Source organism: Pseudomonas coronafaciens pv. oryzae str. 1_6 (assembly GCF_000156995.2).
GTDB classification, from domain to species: domain Bacteria; phylum Pseudomonadota; class Gammaproteobacteria; order Pseudomonadales; family Pseudomonadaceae; genus Aquipseudomonas; species Aquipseudomonas tremae.
In genome coordinates, this window is sequence record NZ_CP046035.1 from 4,541,272 (window position 1) to 4,560,059 (window position 18,788).

Below are 18,788 nucleotides of genomic sequence, written 5' to 3' on the forward strand. Positions count from 1 at the left end.
GATGGCAAAGACAAATCTCACGGAAGCTTCCGGCATTACTCCTCAGTTGATGCAGAAGCTCAACGAGCAGTACAACTCATCACAACTGCGCGCCGCTCAGACCAAGCTTACGAACACGTCACGTGAGCTCCGCAATTTAAGCTCCGGCCATAAGATGGGCCGCGGCTTGATTAGTCGACTGGGTGATCACTTGAGCGTGGAACAGCGTGAACTGCTCTCACAGGCCGCGCAGCTCCTTGAATCAGTGAACTCTCATGTCGAGCATGCCAAGGAAAAACGTGTACGCGACGAGAAAGCGGTTAAACGTCGGCAGGAGGCTCGGAACGCAAGAGCGAAACTACTGATTGCGGCTACATATCCCCTGCCCACTGAGAGCCTGGACCAGAAACTTGAGCTCCTGAAAACGGCGCTGTTATTCAACCGCATCGGCGCATATGACAGTTTCTACTCCACAGTCGAGCTTAATAGCGAGATCCGAAGCACCTTACTGACGCCGTTTAGCAGACTGATAGGTTGGGGAAGCCTGACCGCTTACCGACTCAGTTGCCTAGGCTCGCTTCGTATCCGGCTCGTTGAGGCACTGACTAATGACATCTCTTACGACGATGGATCTGAGGTCGAGGATCGGCTAGCCGCTCTGCAGTCAAAAGTCCGTGATGCGAATGCTAAAGCCGCGCTCACAGATGAAGAACATGAAACCCTCAGACTCTGGAAAGAGGCTCTGGCAGTTGAGGCAGTACCGGAGGTACGGCCATGAGCATTGACCGCCAACGGATAATCGACAAAGTCATCAAATGCTTCGCACTGGCACGTTCTGCGGGTGCCTCTCCTAATGAAGCGGAGACAGCCCTGCGGCAAGGCCGCAAGCTTATGGAGCAGTACCAGCTAGAAGAGCTTGAGGTGGACGCCCACCTCGCCTGCGAGGCCTCAGCATCTGCGGGTACGAAGCGAGCTCCTGCAAGTTGGCTGCACAGCCTGGCAAGCACGTGCGCGAGCGCTTTCGACTGCGATTGCATTGCTTACCAAGCCCGGCCTGGTGACTGGCATTTCAAGTTCATCGGTTTAGGGGTTTCGCCGGATCTGGCCAGCTATGCCTATTCAGCGCTTCATCTGCAGCTTGTCTCGGCGCGTCGTCAGCACGTATCGCAGCTCAAACGCTGCAATCCAACCACCAAAAGACGACGTGGACGGATTTTTGCCGAAGCATGGATAGATGCGGTGGCGAACAACGTTTACAAATTCGCCGGACGACAAAACGCTGAAACTCAGCAAGCGATAAGCGCCTACCTCAGCTTGCACCACCCTACCGTGATCGAGAAAGAGCTTGAGTCTACCTCTGTTAAGGGCCACGACCTCAGATCTCAACATCAGGGCTGGATGCAAGGTTCTACAGCAGCGTTGCACAGAGGCGTCGATCAGCACTCCCCGTCCCCGGCAAGAATCGGGAGTGCTTAATGGACATTTCTCATATGTCACCTCCCCACTCCGTGGAAGCCGAACAAGCTGTACTTGGCGGACTGATGCTTGATAACGAGTCCTGGGACCTGATCGCAGACCGTATCAAAGCCGATGATTTCTACCGAGCCGAGCACCGTCTGATATTCCAGAGCATTGCTGGGCTGGCTGAATCGAACATGCCATTTGACGTGGTCACGGTTTCCGACTCCATTGCGGCAATAGAAGCTGCTGGGGGCTTGGCTTACATCAGTGAGCTTGCCAAAAACACCCCTTCTGTAGCCAACATCAAGGCGTATGCCGACACAGTGAGCAACCGAGCTCATCTGCGTCGACTCATTTCGCACGGTTATGGATGCGCGCGGGAAGCTTCGGATCCTCAAGCGATTGCGTCTGAGGTACAGGACGTCATCGAGCAGCAGCTTTTTGCCTTGGGGCAAGGACGGCAGACTTCCGACTTTATCGACGTAAACCGAATGCTTTTACGGGTAGTCGACAAGATCGACCTTCGATTCAACGCGGGTGAGTCGGTTGTTGGTTTACCCACTGGGCTTGCCGACCTGGACGAGTTGACGGGCGGTTTACAGCCAGCGGATCTGGTGATCCTTGCAGCTAGGCCCTCCATGGGTAAAACCAGCCTGGCGCTCAATTTGGTCGACGCTGCGCTTCAAAAAGATCCCGAGTCCACCGTCCAGATCTACAGCCTGGAGATGCCGGCCGAGGCGATTATCTACAGGCTCATCTCGATCCTGGGGCACCTGAACCTGGAGAAGTTGATCCGTGGGCAGTTGGAAGATGAGGACTGGCCGAAGCTCTCGATGGCAGTGGCAAAGATCAACTCGTATGGCGATCGTCTTGTAATCGATGACCAAGCGGACCTGACGCCTTCATCAATCCGTGCAAGGGCGCGCAGAGGCGCGCGGCGTTTTGGAAAGCCAGTCCTAATATTGATCGATTATCTGCAAATGATGAAATGCCCAGGCAAAGAAAATAGGGCCAATGAAATCAGTGAGATATCTCGGTCACTCAAGGCGTTGGCCAAAGAGTTCGACTGCCCTGTCGTGGCGCTATCTCAACTCAATCGAGAACTGGAGCGGCGTCCGAACAAGCGGCCTATCAACGCAGACCTTCGTGACTCTGGGGCCCTAGAGCAAGACGCTGACCTGATTCTGTTCGTATATCGGGACGAGGTTTACAACCCCGACAGCGAGCACAAAGGGATCGCCGAGCTCATTCTCAGCAAGCATCGAAACGGCGCGCTCGGCACCGTCCGAACGGCCTTCATCCCCCAACACACCCGTTTCGAAAACCTCTCGGCCACCGCATGGCAAGGAGCTCGATCATGAGCGCGCGCAATAAACCTCTTTGCATAACTCATGAGTGTCGCGCTTGCGGCCACCACCACCCTTTCACTGCGGTCATGCCAGCAGGAAAACGTGCGCCCGAGTGTCCTTCGTGCCACAGCGGTGAAGTCGTCGAACTGGAGCTGGTGCACCCACAGTGGAGCGTTGTGGCCTCCAGTAAGGCACCAGACAGCAAGGAGTACACCGTCGTGTTCCGCATGAGCCCAGGTACTTCCAGAAAAGCCTTCATGACAAAACTCACTGACACCTTTGTCGACCACGAGGTTGAAATCCTAGAGATCCAGTCGGGTGACAAGCTCGGCGGATCGGGAGGCCAGTGACATGCAGCTATATCACACCACTGAAGAGGATTTGCCGATCCAGTCGGACCGGGAAAAAGAGCGCCTCCGGAGCGATATCGAAAAGGCCATGGCTGATTACTTAAGTCGTGGGGGCGCTATCAACCAGGTTGAAGCGAGCCAGCGCTCGAATGACAGCTCATTCATTATCAACTCTGAAAAAACCGCACAGTTGAAGGCGGATTCAAGCGCTCGTGGGCGGAAAAAAACAAACGATCTGACCGACACAGAGCTGGCGCGACTGCTAAAAGCCCACTGCACAGCAGGGGCATCACTGGCGTCCGCCGCTGCGACGCTCAATCAAACGCGGAAGCGTTGTGAAGCCATAGCTCGTCGCTATCAGATCCCCTTCCGCTCTGCTGCTTTTACAAAAGCGAGGGCGCGGTCATGAGCAATACATCTACGTTTCTTCGAGGCAGGAAAAAGTCTCTGCAGGACTTGGCTGACTTCGCCATCTCACAGGGATGGGCAGTGCATCGCACTCATGGTGGGCATATCAAGTTCACCAAAGGTGGGTGTTCACCCATCTTCACTTCTTTCACACCCAGCGACCACAGGGCCGGCCTCAATGCTCGCGCTCAATTGCGCCGCGCACAAAACCAAAGCCAGATTGGAGATCGCCATGCTGAATAACGAAGCTGTGAATATTCGTGAGGACGACAAAGACGAGAAGTTCGTCATCCGCCTACCTACCGGAATGAGGGGCCGGGTCCGTGGGGCTGCAAAAGCAAACCATCGCTCAATGAACTCAGAAATCATAAGCCGTATTGAAGCGACGCTTCGTCACGAGCAGGAGATTGCGAGGCTTACGGCTGTGATCGATGTGCTGCTCAAAGGCGGAACACCCACCAGCAACGTCATCCAACTTCCTGAGGCGGGCCAATAATCATGGCAAGCAAACTGACTGCAGATGACATCTCGGGCAAGTTGTTACAAGGCTCATTCAGTCGATCTGGCCCCGCGGTCGATCAGCTGCCGGATCCGATTGTAGATACGCCCATGGTTCTCACCCTGGACGAGATGAAAGCTTTCGAGCAAAACCCGCGCACCGTGACCAATGCGAAGTACAAAGAGATCAAAGATTCCATCAGGCAGCGCGGCCTGGATCATCGTCCTACAGTTACGCGTCGACCTGGCGAAATTAAATTCACAATCAACAACGGTGGCAACACACGCCTGCAGATTCTCCGGGAGCTATACAGCGAAACCGGCGAAGACCGTTTCTATCGACACAATGTTCTGTTTCGGCCCTGGGACTCAGCACGTGGGGAGATTATCGCTCTCACAGGTCACCTTTCGGAGAACGATCTTCGCGGTTCTCTAATGTTCATAGAAAGGGCTGTGGGCATAGAAAGTGCCCGCGCCATTTATGAGAAAGAAGCCGGTGAGTCCATATCTCAAAGGGAGCTGGTTCGAAGGCTAAGTGCCGACGGCTATCCGGTTTCCCAGTCACATATCAGCAAGATGCAGGATACGGTTCGCTGCCTTCTTCCAGTAATACCCAGTGCGCTTTATTCAGGGTTAGGAAAACCTCAGATCGAGCGTCTCCTTTCGCTACGCAAGGCCGCTGGCCAGACCTGGCTCACGCATACAGAGGGGAAAGAACACATCCCTGACTTCGAAGGTTTGTTCCAGGACGTACTTTCGCTGTTCGATGGAGATGCAAGCGAGTTTGTATACGAGCGGGTTCAGGATGAGCTGATCAGTCACATGCAGTCGGGAACGGGGCTATCTTACGAGCAGCTCCTGCTCACACTGAGTGAAAATCAGAACCAAGCACGGCGTTCATCTGTGATCGACACGCCAGTGAGTTTGACGCCAGCTCAACAGCCTCGACCTGACGGTCTTCCGCCTGAGGGTGACGTTCCGGGTATCGATCAGCAACAGGAACCAGGCATTCAGGCTCCCCCATCTGAGGCTGACAAAACCAAGGGCAAACAGGACGTCTCACCGAAGTCCTCAAAAAACGAAGCTGACAAGCCGCCTCAGGCTCCTGAACTCACAGAGGAGGAGCGCGCAGCAAGGGTTGCCGGGCATATCGTTAGCCCGATATCCACCACTGAACGTGTGCAGGATGTAAAGCGGCAGTTGGCAGCCCTCGATGGGGAAAATCTGCCCGACTTCAAGACAAATGCACTGATTTCGATACCCGTCCAAGCGGGTGGGTTACATCCCATCTCTGACGTCTGGTACATCGAACGTATCCTCGATCAGCCGGATGAATTGCGGCCGGTAATCGCTCAGCTCGCCCGGGAAATCGCCCACCTGTCAGGCATCAATCCTGACAGCGTGATTGATGTACCAGGTGGTTTGGGCTTCCTCTGCCAAGACCCTCCTGAGGATGTAGACCTCAGCGATCTGGCCAATAACGTACTGACCCTTCTCCAGTCGATTAGTGGCGTATACGCAATTGCCTTGATCAAAGAGTCCCCCGAGCAACCACTGGATGTGTCCGAGTTTCAGTTCACCGCAGCGCTGGCCCAGTTGCTGTTAGGTAGCCCGAGATACGAAGACCGTGAAGCAATTCTCCAGGGACGCTTGGACGATACCTGCATCGTGAAGCTTTTCCGACTCATTCGCCTCGGCCGACGGCTGGTGGAGCTGGAGATGGGAAGCGTCAGCGTGGTTCAGACCCCATGAGGTTTTTTTCCGACGTTGTGAGACAGGAGTTTGGTCATGTCGAAAAAACATAACCCCCTCAACGAAGCCATGGTCGCGCAAATTCTGCATCACTTGCGCAACGGTGAAGTGAGGCGTTGCCTTGATATGGGACTGGACCCAGAAATTCTGGCACTGCTCCAGCATCCCTCATCACAAAGTGTGTTGCTGAACTCTGCAGTTATCTGGTGCCGCGTGGCAGTTGATCCGGACATGGTGAAGCGTCTGCTGGCGAACAAGGAGCGCACTGATCAGGAAAACCGAATCGTGCAGCGCGCGCTTCGTTTGGGGGCGACGACCCCAATGCTGCAGGAGTTCTTCGGCATGTCCCCCCAAGAAGTTTCCTTGCAACGGGTACTGGTAGGTGTTCCTGGACGCCCTGGGCGATTCAGAGACATTCCCGATGACGCACCTCTGTGGCATAGGTTTGTGCAGTTGATGGAAGAGTACAACGTGGATCATACGGATGGTGTCGCATTACTTGATATCGCGATGATGCTGACGGAGGAGGTAAACGTCCCTCCTGAAGAGCCCCACATCGTGCCTCCGGATCAGATCACCCTGGGCCTCGTCTGGAACAAGATTCAAGGATGGCTGGCTCAGGACCTATACCCGACTGGCAAGAAGCGTAAATCGGCAAGCCTCGTGATGCTGGGGGAGTCTCGGCAACAGTCGAAAGCAAACGCTAATCGGAGCCGGCCGGGTCAAAGCCAGGCGAACAAGCCCGTGGGCAAGGTAGAAGGCGACCGGATGTGATAAGGATGAACCGGCGCCCTTCTCTGGGGGGAGCCATTAATGCCGCTGCCGGGGCTCTACAAAATCATCTGCTGCTCCAGCAATTAAAGCTGGCCCAACAGCAGAGCTCTGGCTCAGATAATAGAAAGTCGGTTGCTGGCTCAGATACTGAGGAGACACTCGACGGTATCGTTTTCAGTGGAAATCCACATGAGACGGTGCCGCGAAGCCTCCTGCTTGATGATCGACTTTCACCGCTTGAGCGCAATGCTTGGCAAGTCTTCAGATTGCTTATTAACGCAGATGGCATCACAGCCTTTCCGACTTATGAACAACTTCGTCCCTACCTTGGCTCCGTCCCAGGAAAATTCGCATCCAGAGAGACTGTAGCGAAGGCTCTGACAGTGCTTCGCTTGACGCGCTGGCTTAGTCTTGGACGCCGAGTAAGAGACTCTCTGAGCGGTCGAATGCAGGGAAACGTCTACATCCTGCATGACGAACCGGTCGGGTGTGTTGAGGCTATGGAGCTTGATCGCGACTACCTGTTGCTTGTAGGCCATTCCCTCGAGCATGCAAATAAAGCTGTCAGGACCGTGGCAGATTTGGCATTCAAAGAATTCGCAGCCGACCCTAATCAATCGACAGGTGTGCTGCCCACGCGACTTGATGTCATTGAGGGTAGATGGCGTAGTCAGGGTTGGCATGATGCACCGAATGCCGTGGATCGCGAAGAAAACCAGCCTGAGTTCGGAATCCGAACTCAGCAAGAAAGCCGGCCCTCAGCACTGAGTTCGGATTCCGAACTCAGTAAAATCAGCGAGAAAGCGAATCTCGATAGACCGAGTTCGGAATCCGAACTCAGTCTAAAATCAGCGTCATACGGCACAGTTCGGATTCCGAACTCATATAGTACGTATACGAATACAAATACATCTGTATGTAAAAGCTCTGTACCGCGCGAGGCTGTGAGCGCTCCAGTCGATCTACCTCCAGGGTTTGAAAGGTTTACAGAGGATCAACGCTTCAGGGCGATGACCGCATTGCAGAGCGTCGAGCCGACACTGCGAGAACCGTTGCTTGATCAATGGCGCCATCGTTGCAATAGCGGTTCCGTGAAGAACCCATTCGGTTATCTATTGAGCTGCATGCAGAAAGCCCTGAGTGGGGAATTCAATGCCCAGTGGCAGGCTCCTAGAGCGTCAGCTCAAAATCCACAGGCGCACTCCTCCCAGCCGAAACATCTCAGCAACGCGCCTGATCAACCAAAGCCAACTCCCCCGCCTCCCGTCAAAAAAGTCTCGCCGCAAGATCGTGACGAGTCTTCACTGGCTGCCGGGCGCAGCTCAATGATGGACATCAAGCGGATAATTCGACCGAGATCACAGGGTTGAACAGATCAGCTGAATGCTGCAATCAATGCAAGCACTGTGATTCCACTGGCATCACTTCAAGCATCGACCGAGGTGATTCCCCGGGAATCACTTCCAGCTCCAGTCTGGGTGATGCCACTGGCATCACTTTCAGCGCCGATCAGGGTGATTCCACTGGAATCACTTTGAGCACCGACCACGGTGATTCCCCGGGAATCACTTCCAGCTCCAGTCTGGGTGATGCCACTGGCATCACTTTCAGCGCCGATCAGGGTGATTCCACTGGAATCACTTTGAGCACCGACCACGGTGATTCCCCGGGAATCACTTCCAGCTCCAGTCTGGGTGATTCCACTGGAATCACTTCCAGCACCGAACGGGGTGATTCCACTGGAATCACTTTGAGCACCGACCACGGTGATTCCCCGGGAATCACTTCCAGCTCCAGTCTGGGTGATGCCACTGGCATCACTTTCAGCGCCGATCAGGGTGATTCCACTGGAATCACTTTCAGCGCCGATCAGGGTGATTCCACTGGAATCACTTCCAGCACCGAACGGGGTGATTCCACTGGAATCACTTTGAGCACCGACCACGGTGATTCCCCGGGAATCACTTCCAGCTCCAGTCTGGGTGATGCCACTGGCATCACTTTCAGCGCCGATCAGGGTGATTCCACTGGAATCACTTTGAGCACCGACCACGGTGATTCCCCGGGAATCACTTCCAGCTCCAGTCTGGGTGATGCCACTGGCATCACTTTGAGCGCCTATCAGGGTGATTCCCCGGGAATCACTTCCAGCACAGCTCTGAGTCATTCCACACGCAAGCCCACGAAAATCAGGGTCTCCGCCAAAAAACCATTCCGATCAAGAAACGGTTTGTTACTGACCCTGAGTTATACGCGCAGGCAGTCTTGCCTCGCCCTATCAATCATTTCTTATAAAGGAAGCGCTCAGCATGGCTGACAACTTTCAGCTCAACCTCGGTTCATTGCGAAGCAGCGTCAACCTGACCCTGCACACCCACCATGCTTCGCGCCTCTGGTTTGGGCGTCAACGCACCGAAGGCAAGCCTGGCATGATCGGCCTGAGCGGCTTTGCCAACATCCTAAATCGCATCAAGCGTGGCTGCGAACAGGACGATCCTTATTCAGACTGGTTTCTGATCCTTATAGAAGAAAAGATCGAAGCCTCTGAACAGGAAATGAAAGATATCGACGCCAGGCTGGACGAAGTTATGGCCTCACTGCCGCCGATGCTTTCAATAGGTCAAAACCTATCCGTGCAGCCGGTGACACTGCCGCTGTTCCTGTCCACGCCGCTGGCGTTCAAAGCGGTCTTTTTGCTCACTGCCTACGACGAGCTCGTGCGGCGCATTCTTCTGGCCAGCCACGTCGGCCTTATAGACAACAACGCCAAAGGCCAGTGGCTCGATGAGGGGGCTGCAATCCTGCGTCGTCTTTTCGGTTTGAGTCAGCGCTGGAAGTTCTCGGGAGCAAGCCGAGATGATTTTGCGGCCAAGAACGCACGTTCCGAGCAGGCTCGTGAGATGTACGCATCGTTTGGTGAAATCCCCCAAGACATTTTGGAAGGAACTCGTAAATCAAGCTTCGCGCCGTCCCCCTCTTCGGCATCAAATGCCGCGGTCAGTGAAGACGGTGATGACGACGGCTTCGAGGAGACCATCACGCTGGGCCAGCCGCACCCTGACAAGTCTGAACCTGAGTCCGCAGAGTGATTAACGTGACGGCCAACCCCGCGCACCAGAATCAAGAGCGCCAGAGCCTGCAACAGGGTGCCTTCCAACCCCTGCAACAGGATGCCTTCGTAGCACTGCAACATGCGCCCTTCCTAAAAGGCCTTTTAAAACCTTTTAAAGGTAAGGGGGGGATGCTCCAGTTGGCAGAGTTATGCCGGTCCCTTGAAGCCGATCTGAATGCGCTGGCTGAAGATCAAGTGCTGGCCCAGGCGAACAGGCATCCCTACACCCTTCTACCTGTGCGGATGGTTCGGCAACGCACAAGCGCTGGCACAGTTTTTCTCCGCTGGCAGGAAATGGGAACGCGGCAGATGGGCGTCACTGTTTGGTCCAGCTTGCTGGCCGATCCCAGAACACCCGAATCACTGCTCCAGGATCTGCACTCCATGGAACAGCAACGCGTCGCTTTGAATATGCAAATAAGTCTGGTCCATACCATCGGCCGGCAGGCCGCCGAATGTGCCGAAAAGATGGCCCAGGCAGATGCCGTTTACTCAGGACGGCTGCAACAGATCTCACAATCCAGCGGCATTTCACCGCACACGCAGAAGGAGTCCTAACATGGGCACATCAGTAGACTGGGAAGGTAACCTTGGCTCTGCTCCAGAATTTAAGGAGTTCGCCAACGGCAACAAAGATCCGCGCCGCTTGCTACGGCTGAACGTTTACTTTGACAATTCAATTCCGAAAGCCGATGGATCAGGCTTTGAGGACAGAGGCGGTTTCTGGGCCAACGTAGAATATTGGCACCGCGATGCGGAACACTATGCCAACCTGTTCCAAAAGGGCATGCGGGTCATGATCCAAGGGCGAGCGATCATTGATAACTGGACCAAGGACGGTAAGGAGTTTTCTGCGTTGAAAGTGCAGGCATCGCGGGTCGCAATCCTTCCCCACCGGGTTGAAGCGGTGCAATTGGCCCCTTCCCAGTCATACAACCAGCCGCAAAGCGAGCAACAGCATACCGACCGGAATTCAACTCAAAATGATGCAGCTCCGCATTTCGACGACGATATTCCTGTGTAGGAAACCTGTGCGAAAAATCGCGCCCTCTGCGTGAAGCTGCTGGTGGAAACGACACTGATCAACGTTGTTCTCCATCAGCAGGCAGGTACTTCTGCATTGTTCACCCGCTGGCGAAAAACGCCCTCCTCGTGGATCTGCTGGTTAAATGAATCTGCGAATCGGGAAGCCCACTTGACGACTATTCTCTTACAGGTCGAATCCAATGAGTGACATCAACAACTTCGTTACCTATGTCATCCGCATGCCAAACGACACCGTATCAAGGACAGCCCTGACTACTGTATTGAATGAGGCGGTTATCAGTAATGGAGGAGTCATCACCGGGACATCAGTGGAGGATGAGATGACACTGAATGAGCTGTTTGAAGCACGTATGAACGACCTGGATGTCCAAGAAGCCCGGCGGGCAGCTAAGGAGCTGGCGACAACTGAATACCTTGAAGAGTGAAAAATTCGCCTCGTTCGTGAAGTCTTAGATGTATGCGATCTACTCCACGGGAACCCTCAGTTGTGAGAACAGCCCCTACAGCGACGCACGGGACTTCGGATCGGCGTCGATTCAACAATCCTCACCATGCCGTGATGCTCGCGGGTGCTGAAGCGGCACTTAAAGGCATCCCTCTCCACGAATGCCCCTACCGGCATCCAGCCATGCGCGCATCGTGGCTAAAGGGGTTTGCCCAGGAGCAACAGCAAAGCTTCAAGTTCTGACTCAGCGCGATTAACCCACTCTCCCACGTTAACGGTTACGCATGGCGAGCGAAGATCAGGTCTAGGACAGTGCTGCCTCAAGTCACTTTGAGCTCATTGATTCATGACCGCCGAGCCTATTTGCGAAACAACTTTCGTCCAAACTCTTCTCGATATTGCGAAATTCCCAGAACGTCATCGAGCTGTCGCCAACACTTGGGCTGATCATTTCAACGTACCGGCGGAAGCACGTGACGAGTTCATACTGCACTACCTGACTCACACCTCCTCAACTCGATGCTGGTGCGTTGCTCTGCATAACGATGGCTCGGTTGCACGTCCAACTGTGGCGCGGATCGGAAGGCAGCTGCAATACTTCGATGGCCAGCTGATTTCAGCTGTGCGATTTGATGAGAAGAGAAAAGTCCCCGGGCACGCACCAAGTCCGAGCCAAGCTTTGAAGCTGGCTCATCAGTTGATTACTCATGACAGCGCGGATGCACTTCTGACCTCATTCTGCAAACCAGCACGGGACCTGGCGCGGGGTGAAGCGGAACTTAGTATAAGACCGCTGGTGAAATACAATATGGGCGCGCTTAGTTCAGAGGGCCGGAACAAACGTTTCTACGCGCCACGCGGCCGCTTTTACATCACCTGTATCGGCGCGGCACTGAAGAGGTTTTGTCAGAACCTCGACCAGGAGCTGTTGCATGCAGTGCGTTCTGTGCAGTGCCCTTCTGCCAAACTTTACAACTGGCTCGCTCAAGGCGATCGCACACGTCGACTACAGGCCTTGAAAGCACAACCGGTGTTGGTGCCGGTGTTGATCGTTGGGGTTGGAATGCCGTGGCCCATGATCGCAGGTGGACTGCTGGTGGAATGCCCATGGTTCGAACTTCAGGGGTTTTGCTGCTCCTGGGAGGGTGAAACCATCATGGACGGGGCCGGGTTCGTGGGAAAGGCAGTCGACACTGGCTTGCCGCTTAACAGGGTTCTGGCATGGCTGTTCTCGGTACCGACGTCCTCGATCCGTTTCCTTGGCCAGCAGCGGGTCTACGACACCGGCAGCGCGCTCAGTCGTTTGAATTCTGAGGGCCTTGAGGCAGGCTGGGAGCATTTGATCGCGGGCTCTGTGCTAGGCAATCGTCGCCCGAGAACCAAAGCAGAATGGCGTTTTTTCTATTCGTTCAGATCAGCGATTCCATGGGAATTACTCCGACCATTGCGTGATATGAACAATCTTTTGGCGGGCTGCCCTACTGACTGGGCGGACCCCGCCTGGTCAGGCATAGCGACCAAACTTGTTGATTTCAGAGAGCTGTTCGACAATCTAGACCGCGCTGGAAGTTGCGAGGCTCGTAACACCAAGCGCCGGCTGTACGCGTTCTTAAGCGGTTTAAACTTCCGCCAAATATCCAATGTAGTCGATGCGTTCCATGGCGCACTCGCAGACATCAGAGCGAGGCTGGAGCGGGATCACCCGCCTGAGCCATCTGACTGTTTCACAAGGTGGCCGGGGCTGCTGCTGGGCAGTGATCCAATCACCTGCAGTACGACCGGTTTGCAGATCGTCGAATTACGCTGCCCAGCAGACTTAGACCAGGAGCATCGCTCTCTGGGTCACTGCATCGACACATACGACTTCCGTGCATATTCGGGCAACTGCCGACTCTTATCCATCCGATCTGAAGGGCTGCCGCTGGCATCGGTCGAGCTCACACTCAGAACAGGCCGCAATGAGCGAGTGACTGGCGATTTTACACCTCAGCATCTGCATATCGCTCAGATTAGAGACCACGAAAACAAAACCCCAGATGCTCACTCGGTAGTGATGAACGCTTTTGAGTTATTCATGGCCGCAGTCAGAAGCGGTCGTATGCCCGTGCTCCTGGAATGGCCAAATATGGCGATGAAGATGGCGCGTTACGCTGATGAAAAATCGGTGTTCAACATCCGCTTTGGGGAAGAGATCGTGGGCTGGGCTAACAGTTTGTTGGACAAGGGGCTCTGAAGATGGCATCGGCCCAATTGATGAACAAGCGTCCGGTATTGCTTCGCAAAGCCATTTTCGATGGCTACGACTTCGGGCTGTCCCTCAGTTACCTACAAGGTGCAAACAAGCTTTTGCTTCGCCGGAGGGGCTTTTTCATACGCAGGTCTGATCACCCACTGAACCAGTTTTGGCGTGTGCCCAAAGACAAGCTACTCGATGACCTCGATGTGCTCTATCGGGAGCTGGCAGAGCTCGCAGATGGCAAACACATCGAAAGCTGGCAAGCATTCAGAGACAGGATTACCTCTGCCCAGTCCGACGTGCACCGTGACGCATTCACCTGGGGGATGAAGTTCAGGCTAGCGCCGCTGGCGGAAGGCGGTGTGATCCTGTCGGGAGATTTTCATCCTGGTGCTGTAGCAATCGCCAAGCGCATGCGTGGGGTGTTCCTCTCGGCGGGCAAAGCCTGGCGAGTGCAGGGCACACCAGAATTGGTTCGCAGTAACCTGATTCTGGAACTGGGATTGGACGAAGATCAGTTCGAAATTCTGGACACGCTGCAGGAGTTGCTCGCTGACGGGTCGGTCAAGGCGGTGAATGAGGTCACCAGTATCAGTCTGGGTGGCCACTCTCCGGAGTCGACCAAAAGCGAAGAGGAAGTTTCAGATTCAGGTATCTACCTGGCATCTGTCCCATCCATCAAAAACACCGAGCTGACCAGTGCCGATATCGATAAGGCGCTGGAAGGATTCTCGCTGATGGATCATCAGCCAGCAGGAATCAAGCACCTGCTGCAGCGCACGAGCGCGCTACTGGCCGACGACATGGGACTGGGCAAAACTCGCCAGGCTGTGATCGCCGCTGGCATACGCGCACAAGGTAAACCGGTTCTGGTTATTGTGCTCAACAGCCTGATCATCAACTGGCAGCGCGAGATCCTGATGGTGTTTCCCCAAGCTCAGATCGCCATGCAAACCTTTGATGCCAGTGCTGGCTGGATCATCGTGAACTACGAGAGGCTGGGTGATTTTGTCATGCACGCGAGCCGTTTCGCGGTGATGGTCATTGACGAGGCTCACCGACTCAAGGAACCCACTGCAGCGTGGACACGCCACGGCTTCGACATTGCTGCCCAGGTACAAAACCGCTACCTGTTGACGGGCACGCCAGTGCTCAATCGCGAAGCGGAGCTGCACACACTGCTGAGGCTTTCAGGCCATCCAATCGGACAACTGCCCCTCAATGAGTTCTGCGAGCGATTCGCCGGCAGTCCTGAGTTTCGCAAGACGCTTAGAGATGAGATATCCGACTGGATGCTTCGTCGCCGTAAGGATGTGCTGCCCAACCTGAAGGGGAAGCAGCGGCAGACTGTACCGGTGATACTCAGCCAGATAGAACGTGACGAGTACAACCAGATCATGCGGAGCGACCAGCACCGATTCGCAAGGCTGGGCGCACTGCGTCAACTGCTCGAACGCGTGAAGGTACGGATCCTGGCGGATCTGATGGCCGAGCTGGACGTCGACGACAAGGTTATCCTCTTCTGCGAGTATCAGGAATCCGTGGCCACGTTGCGTGAGCACTGCATCAAGATGGGCGTCGGGTGCGTGACGTTGGTAGGCAGTGACTCGCCCAAGAAACGACAGAAGGCGATTGATGCTTTCCAGCAGGACCCGGACTGCAGGGTGTTCATCGGGACCAGGTCGGCCGCCGGAACAGGTTACAACCTGACTGCTGCGAACTATGTCTTTTTTCTGGGGCTTCCATGGACACCGGGGCTGCAGGACCAAGCTGAGGATCGAGCCTATCGCAACGGGCAGTTGCGCATGGTTGTCGTCAAAATCCCCCTAGCTGAGGACACTATCGACCAGCAGCTGTGGCAGATGCTCATGGACAAGCGCGCCCTCGCCAGCGATCTGATCGATCCGGAAGCGGAAGCGGAAGAGTCGAGTAAAAAGGCTCTTGCCGAGATTCTCTGAGTGATGCGTGCGGCACCATGACGGGCGATTCCAAAGCAGCTACGATTGCTTTAATCTTCGCCATTAAGCCTATAGGTCAAGCTGCCGAGGGAGCTCCTCATGCTCAAATCGATTGTTTCAAATCTGGACCCTGTACTGCTCAGATTCTCTAAAGTTTTTAACGGATACGGCTTTTTGTTCATAGTGTCTTACGTCCTCCTTTCCATCGTGTATCAGATGCAGATCCCAAACTTCGACCAACTACGCTTGGCTCAAGATTTCGCGCCGCTCATCGCTTCCGCATTTGGTGCCGGTGCTGTGTGCATGGTTCTGCAGATGATGATCAGAACAAACGCCCGTTCAAGCTGAAGCCTGTACCTCGCTGAAGAGCGCTATGCTCTGATCAACTGGCGGGCTGACTGATCAGGAGGGTTGCTACTGCTGCCCTCCCCACCCTCCCTTATCCCCACGCCTGCTCGAATAACCTGAATCGATCCGTTAAGGGTTTAGCAGTGCTTTGCAACCTAAGCGCTGGCACCTTGGCCACCATCAAGAAATGGGGTCAAGGCACACATGATCAGGCAGCTTTCCACACTTTCCATACTCGCGCTGTTCGCCGGATGCACGTCTGTAGCGGACAAACCGGTTGGACCTGCTTTCGACAGCAGCCAGAATCCTGAGCTGCTCTCGCCAGACCTGTACTCAAGTGGCGCAAAGTCCGGTCAGGAGCCAATGGTCCGCTATGGTCGCTACGCCCTGGTGAATACCGCTCCGGAAGCGGAGCAACGCGATCTGATGGCCCAGATCATCGATGTCAGCATTCCCGCCAACATGCATCCGTCCGTCCAGGACGCGATGCAGTATGTGGTCAGCCGCTCAGGCTACACGTTGTGCCCACCGAGCACCGGTCACGTAAACATCTTGTTCACACGTCCTCTTCCGGCTGCCCAGTACAAGCTCGGCCCAATGAGCCTGCGCAACACGCTGCAGGTACTGGCCGGTCCGGCATGGCAGGTCAAGGTCAACGAAGTAACGCGCGGTGTGTGTTTTGTACTGCGGCCAGGTTACCAACTGCCAGAGACGTCTAAGCCCGTGGCACTGGCTCAACCTGCGCAACCGGCCAGCACTGGATCAACCTCGGTAGCCAGCACCTCCTCTGCCGTTACTGTTGTAACTGCCCCGGCAACCGGAACCCCATTCAGCAAGGACACATCGCCTGCAGGGCAACCGCAAACCACGGTCGTCACGCAGGCAAAAGCGCAACCAGCTGCATCCATCAGCACCCCAGCCAAGGAAGGCACCCCTACACAGCAAAAGCCGACTCCTGTGAGCGCGGCTCCGGCGAAGGCCACATCTCAGACCACCGTCACCAAGAGCATCGTTTCGACCAGCCAGGCTCCTATGAAGCCTGAACCAGCAGCGAAACCCGTAGCAACCGCTGCGCCACAGCAAACGTGGAATGCACCTGTGGGCAGTACCTTGCGTCAATCGGTTGAAGACTGGGCCAAGCGGGCCGGCTGGCAGGTTATCTGGGTACCGGAGGACCTGGACTACCCCATCGAAGCACCGCTGAGTTTCACAGGCTCCTTCAGTTCGGCGGTCAGGCAGATATTCCCACTGTACGACAACGCCAAACGGTCCTTTGTGGTGGACGGTAATGAGGGCAATGGTCAGCAGGTTCTGCACGTATCGGAGAGGAAAAAATGAGCATGCCCTTCATGCGTCAGACCGCTCTGAGTCTCGCTGTTCTATCGGCATCAGCCTGCTCAGTCCAACGGGTGGATGAAGCCGCTGCACGGGCAGAGGCTACCGCCGATTCTGCCGGCCGTTACGCGGCTATACAGCGTAACAAGCAGCAACAGGAACGTCGGGACACAGTGATATTCAGCGACAAACCCTGGGTTTCAACGCAGCCAGTTGTTGCGAGACGAGGCATCCCCTCCAAGTATGACTGTGAGGTCGCATATCGGCCTGCTGGCAGTGTCGGAATTGCTGAAATTGCCCAGTACATTTCCAGACAGTGCGAGATCCCTGTACTGGTCTCGCCCGATGCCCTCAATCCAGGTCTGCTGAACGCTAATGCACCCGCTCCGGGCAACAATGCGCCTCCAATCAGCACGGCCCCAAACCCTGACAGTCTCGCTGGGTTGCTGCCTGCTGGCATTACAGGCAGCTCCAACCTGGCGCAGCCCTCTCAGGGGAGAAGTTCTGACTTCGCATCCATGCTGACACCGAACCTCGTCAGTGGGTTGCGCTACTCAGGGAAAGCCTCGGGTCTGCTGGATGAGGTCACCGCGCGGTTGGGACTCACCTATCGATTCAATCCCACATCACGGTCAGTGCAGGTCAGCTATTTCGATACCAAGGTGTTCGACGTCTACGCATTTGGAGACGTGCAGGAAATCAAAAGCACCGTCAGATCCGGTATGACCACCTCCTCAGGCTCGGGAAGCGGTTCGTCGAGCGGATCGTCGTCAGGCAGCAGTTCTTCAGGCGTTTCGGGTGACTCGGGCAGCAACCAGAGCACGACCGTCACGCTCAACACATCGATCCTGACTGACATCCAGAGCAACGTGAGAGCCATGCTGAGTACGTCGCCGCCTGGCCGTATGTATCTGTCGCCCTCGACAGGGACGTTGACCGTGACAGACCGGCCCGACGTGCTTGCAAACGTTGAGACCTATCTGGCCAAGACCAACCACGCGATCACCCAACAGGTACTGTTCAATGTGAAGGTGTTTGAGGCGACTCTGACCGACACCGATCAGTTGGCTTTGAACTGGGCGGCCGTCTACAACTCGCTGAGCACAAAGTGGGGCCTGTCTCTCTCGAATACTGTGCCAGGCATCAGCTCCAGCGCAATCTCTGGCTCTGTCGGCATTGTCGATACAGCCAACTCCGCCTGGGCAGGTTCCAACGCGATCATCCAGGCAATCGCAGAACAGGCCCGGATCTCGAATGTTCGCTCACCGTCTGTAACCACATTGAACCTGCAGCCTGCTCCGCTGCAGATCGGCAACGTTCAAGGCTACATTCCATCGGTTCAGACCAACACCACGGCATCAGTAGGCTCCAGCACAGCAATTACTCCTGGCACGATCACCTCCGGTTTCAACATGACGCTGCAACCGCGCCTGATGGACGACGATGAGATGCTGCTCATGGTGTCGATCAATATGAGCTCCAAACCTACCTTCGAGCCATTCACTAGCAACGGCTCCAGCGTTCAGATCCCCAACTACGATGCGAAAAGTCTGTCACCTAAGGTGAAGCTACGCAGCGGCCAGACATTGATCCTGTCGGGCTTTGAGGAGCTCAGCGACAACACGGACAAGATCGGCACAGGCTCACCGGGATTCTTCGGTCTTGGAGGTGGGCGTAAACGCACCTCGTCAAAAAGCGTTCTGGTGGTGTTGATCACCCCGATTGTGACCAACTGA

The 18,788-nt window shown here is 55.2% G+C and carries 21 protein-coding genes; 20 read left to right on the forward strand and 1 reads right to left on the reverse strand.

Going from position 1 to position 18,788, the window contains the following annotated elements:
- Nucleotide 1 precedes the first annotated feature (1 nt).
- From POR16_RS20400 to POR16_RS20440, 10 genes are read left to right on the forward strand one after another with little or no spacing between them, the layout of a single operon-like run.
- Nucleotides 2–757: a hypothetical protein gene (locus tag POR16_RS20400; protein ID WP_005895556.1), complete on the forward strand. Its 756-nt coding sequence runs from the start codon at nt 2–4 to the stop codon at nt 755–757.
- On the forward strand, nt 754–1,455 hold the full coding sequence (locus POR16_RS20405; protein WP_005895553.1) for a DUF2786 domain-containing protein: 702 nt from the start codon (nt 754–756) through the stop codon (nt 1,453–1,455). The genes POR16_RS20400 and POR16_RS20405 overlap by 4 nt, the downstream gene beginning before the upstream one ends.
- Nucleotides 1,455–2,801, forward strand: a complete 1,347-nt coding sequence (gene dnaB / locus POR16_RS20410) for a replicative DNA helicase (protein ID WP_005895550.1) — start codon at nt 1,455–1,457, stop codon at nt 2,799–2,801. Before POR16_RS20405 ends, dnaB begins: the two co-directional genes overlap by 1 nt.
- Nucleotides 2,798–3,139 carry an FmdB family zinc ribbon protein gene (locus tag POR16_RS20415; RefSeq protein WP_005895547.1) on the forward strand — a complete coding sequence of 114 codons (342 nt, stop codon included), beginning with the start codon at nt 2,798–2,800 and terminating at the stop codon, nt 3,137–3,139. The genes dnaB and POR16_RS20415 overlap by 4 nt, the downstream gene beginning before the upstream one ends.
- 1 nt (nt 3,140) lies before the next feature.
- Nucleotides 3,141–3,548: a hypothetical protein gene (locus POR16_RS20420; protein ID WP_003317585.1), complete on the forward strand. Its 408-nt coding sequence runs from the start codon at nt 3,141–3,143 to the stop codon at nt 3,546–3,548.
- Nucleotides 3,545–3,790, forward strand: a complete 246-nt coding sequence (locus POR16_RS26690; protein WP_029572093.1) for a hypothetical protein — start codon at nt 3,545–3,547, stop codon at nt 3,788–3,790. The genes POR16_RS20420 and POR16_RS26690 overlap by 4 nt, the downstream gene beginning before the upstream one ends.
- Nucleotides 3,780–4,043: an Arc family DNA-binding protein gene (locus tag POR16_RS20425; protein WP_011267076.1), complete on the forward strand. Its 264-nt coding sequence runs from the start codon at nt 3,780–3,782 to the stop codon at nt 4,041–4,043. Before POR16_RS26690 ends, POR16_RS20425 begins: the two co-directional genes overlap by 11 nt.
- Nucleotides 4,044–4,045: 2 nt before the next feature.
- Entirely contained in the window at nt 4,046–5,797 is a 1,752-nt protein-coding gene (locus POR16_RS20430; RefSeq protein ID WP_003317583.1) for a ParB family protein, read from the forward strand.
- Nucleotides 5,798–5,833: 36 nt separating this feature from the next.
- Complete coding sequence (locus POR16_RS20435; protein WP_003317582.1) at nt 5,834–6,571, forward strand: DUF2857 domain-containing protein; 738 nt, start codon at nt 5,834–5,836, stop codon at nt 6,569–6,571.
- Between the two features lie 5 nt (nt 6,572–6,576).
- Nucleotides 6,577–7,941: an STY4528 family pathogenicity island replication protein gene (locus tag POR16_RS20440; protein WP_161806201.1), complete on the forward strand. Its 1,365-nt coding sequence runs from the start codon at nt 6,577–6,579 to the stop codon at nt 7,939–7,941.
- Between the two features lie 56 nt (nt 7,942–7,997).
- On the opposite strand, the gene POR16_RS26350 is transcribed toward POR16_RS20440, so the two are convergent.
- Nucleotides 7,998–8,738: a hypothetical protein gene (locus POR16_RS26350; protein WP_193566954.1), complete on the reverse strand. Its 741-nt coding sequence runs from the start codon at nt 8,736–8,738 to the stop codon at nt 7,998–8,000.
- Nucleotides 8,739–8,880: 142 nt separating this feature from the next.
- Here POR16_RS26350 and POR16_RS20455 point away from each other — a divergent pair, with 142 nt between their 5' ends.
- From POR16_RS20455 to pilN, 10 genes are all read left to right on the forward strand, one after another.
- A complete protein-coding gene (locus POR16_RS20455) occupies nt 8,881–9,660 on the forward strand; it encodes a PFL_4669 family integrating conjugative element protein (RefSeq protein ID WP_005895544.1) in 780 nt (259 codons plus the stop codon).
- Nucleotides 9,657–10,241, forward strand: a complete 585-nt coding sequence (locus POR16_RS20460; RefSeq protein ID WP_005895541.1) for a DUF3158 family protein — start codon at nt 9,657–9,659, stop codon at nt 10,239–10,241. Before POR16_RS20455 ends, POR16_RS20460 begins: the two co-directional genes overlap by 4 nt.
- A gap of 1 nt (nt 10,242) precedes the next feature.
- Nucleotides 10,243–10,707, forward strand: a complete 465-nt coding sequence (locus tag POR16_RS20465) for a single-stranded DNA-binding protein (RefSeq protein WP_005895538.1) — start codon at nt 10,243–10,245, stop codon at nt 10,705–10,707.
- Between the two features lie 202 nt (nt 10,708–10,909).
- Nucleotides 10,910–11,155 carry a hypothetical protein gene (locus POR16_RS20470; RefSeq protein ID WP_005895535.1) on the forward strand — a complete coding sequence of 82 codons (246 nt, stop codon included), beginning with the start codon at nt 10,910–10,912 and terminating at the stop codon, nt 11,153–11,155.
- A gap of 62 nt (nt 11,156–11,217) precedes the next feature.
- Nucleotides 11,218–11,418, forward strand: a complete 201-nt coding sequence (locus tag POR16_RS20475) for a CrpP family ICE-associated protein (RefSeq protein WP_080288534.1) — start codon at nt 11,218–11,220, stop codon at nt 11,416–11,418.
- Nucleotides 11,419–11,521: 103 nt separating this feature from the next.
- Nucleotides 11,522–13,408: a hypothetical protein gene (locus POR16_RS20480; RefSeq protein ID WP_005895533.1), complete on the forward strand. Its 1,887-nt coding sequence runs from the start codon at nt 11,522–11,524 to the stop codon at nt 13,406–13,408.
- Nucleotides 13,409–13,410: 2 nt separating this feature from the next.
- Nucleotides 13,411–15,369: a DEAD/DEAH box helicase gene (locus tag POR16_RS20485; RefSeq protein ID WP_029572091.1), complete on the forward strand. Its 1,959-nt coding sequence runs from the start codon at nt 13,411–13,413 to the stop codon at nt 15,367–15,369.
- Between the two features lie 99 nt (nt 15,370–15,468).
- Entirely contained in the window at nt 15,469–15,717 is a 249-nt protein-coding gene (locus POR16_RS20490; protein ID WP_003424998.1) for a hypothetical protein, read from the forward strand.
- A gap of 204 nt (nt 15,718–15,921) precedes the next feature.
- The gene (pilL2, locus tag POR16_RS20495; RefSeq protein WP_004409808.1) at nt 15,922–17,055 is read left to right on the forward strand and encodes a PFGI-1 class ICE element type IV pilus protein PilL2; all 1,134 of its coding nucleotides are present in this window, start codon (nt 15,922–15,924) and stop codon (nt 17,053–17,055) included.
- A complete protein-coding gene (gene pilN / locus POR16_RS20500; protein ID WP_016567500.1) occupies nt 17,052–18,788 on the forward strand; it encodes a PilN family type IVB pilus formation outer membrane protein in 1,737 nt (578 codons plus the stop codon). Before pilL2 ends, pilN begins: the two co-directional genes overlap by 4 nt.

Bases quoted from the DNA above. Each gene is read 5' to 3' on its own strand.
- POR16_RS20400 (WP_005895556.1), top strand. From the start codon at position 2: ATGGCAAAGACAAATCTCACGGAAGCTTCCGGCATTACTCCTCAGTTG.
- POR16_RS26690 (WP_029572093.1), top strand. From the start codon at position 3,545: ATGAGCAATACATCTACGTTTCTTCGAGGCAGGAAAAAGTCTCTGCAG.
- POR16_RS20430 (WP_003317583.1), top strand. From the start codon at position 4,046: ATGGCAAGCAAACTGACTGCAGATGACATCTCGGGCAAGTTGTTACAA.
- POR16_RS20420 (WP_003317585.1), top strand. From the start codon at position 3,141: ATGCAGCTATATCACACCACTGAAGAGGATTTGCCGATCCAGTCGGAC.
- POR16_RS20440 (WP_161806201.1), top strand. From the start codon at position 6,577: ATGAACCGGCGCCCTTCTCTGGGGGGAGCCATTAATGCCGCTGCCGGG.
- POR16_RS20470 (WP_005895535.1), top strand. From the start codon at position 10,910: ATGAGTGACATCAACAACTTCGTTACCTATGTCATCCGCATGCCAAAC.
- POR16_RS20425 (WP_011267076.1), top strand. From the start codon at position 3,780: ATGCTGAATAACGAAGCTGTGAATATTCGTGAGGACGACAAAGACGAG.
- dnaB (WP_005895550.1), top strand. From the start codon at position 1,455: ATGGACATTTCTCATATGTCACCTCCCCACTCCGTGGAAGCCGAACAA.
- POR16_RS20490 (WP_003424998.1), top strand. From the start codon at position 15,469: ATGCTCAAATCGATTGTTTCAAATCTGGACCCTGTACTGCTCAGATTC.
- POR16_RS26350 (WP_193566954.1), bottom strand. From the start codon at position 8,738: ATGACTCAGAGCTGTGCTGGAAGTGATTCCCGGGGAATCACCCTGATA.
- POR16_RS20480 (WP_005895533.1), top strand. From the start codon at position 11,522: ATGACCGCCGAGCCTATTTGCGAAACAACTTTCGTCCAAACTCTTCTC.
- pilL2 (WP_004409808.1), top strand. From the start codon at position 15,922: ATGATCAGGCAGCTTTCCACACTTTCCATACTCGCGCTGTTCGCCGGA.
- POR16_RS20415 (WP_005895547.1), top strand. From the start codon at position 2,798: ATGAGCGCGCGCAATAAACCTCTTTGCATAACTCATGAGTGTCGCGCT.
- POR16_RS20405 (WP_005895553.1), top strand. From the start codon at position 754: ATGAGCATTGACCGCCAACGGATAATCGACAAAGTCATCAAATGCTTC.
- POR16_RS20465 (WP_005895538.1), top strand. From the start codon at position 10,243: ATGGGCACATCAGTAGACTGGGAAGGTAACCTTGGCTCTGCTCCAGAA.
- POR16_RS20485 (WP_029572091.1), top strand. From the start codon at position 13,411: ATGGCATCGGCCCAATTGATGAACAAGCGTCCGGTATTGCTTCGCAAA.
- pilN (WP_016567500.1), top strand. From the start codon at position 17,052: ATGAGCATGCCCTTCATGCGTCAGACCGCTCTGAGTCTCGCTGTTCTA.
- POR16_RS20455 (WP_005895544.1), top strand. From the start codon at position 8,881: ATGGCTGACAACTTTCAGCTCAACCTCGGTTCATTGCGAAGCAGCGTC.
- POR16_RS20435 (WP_003317582.1), top strand. From the start codon at position 5,834: ATGTCGAAAAAACATAACCCCCTCAACGAAGCCATGGTCGCGCAAATT.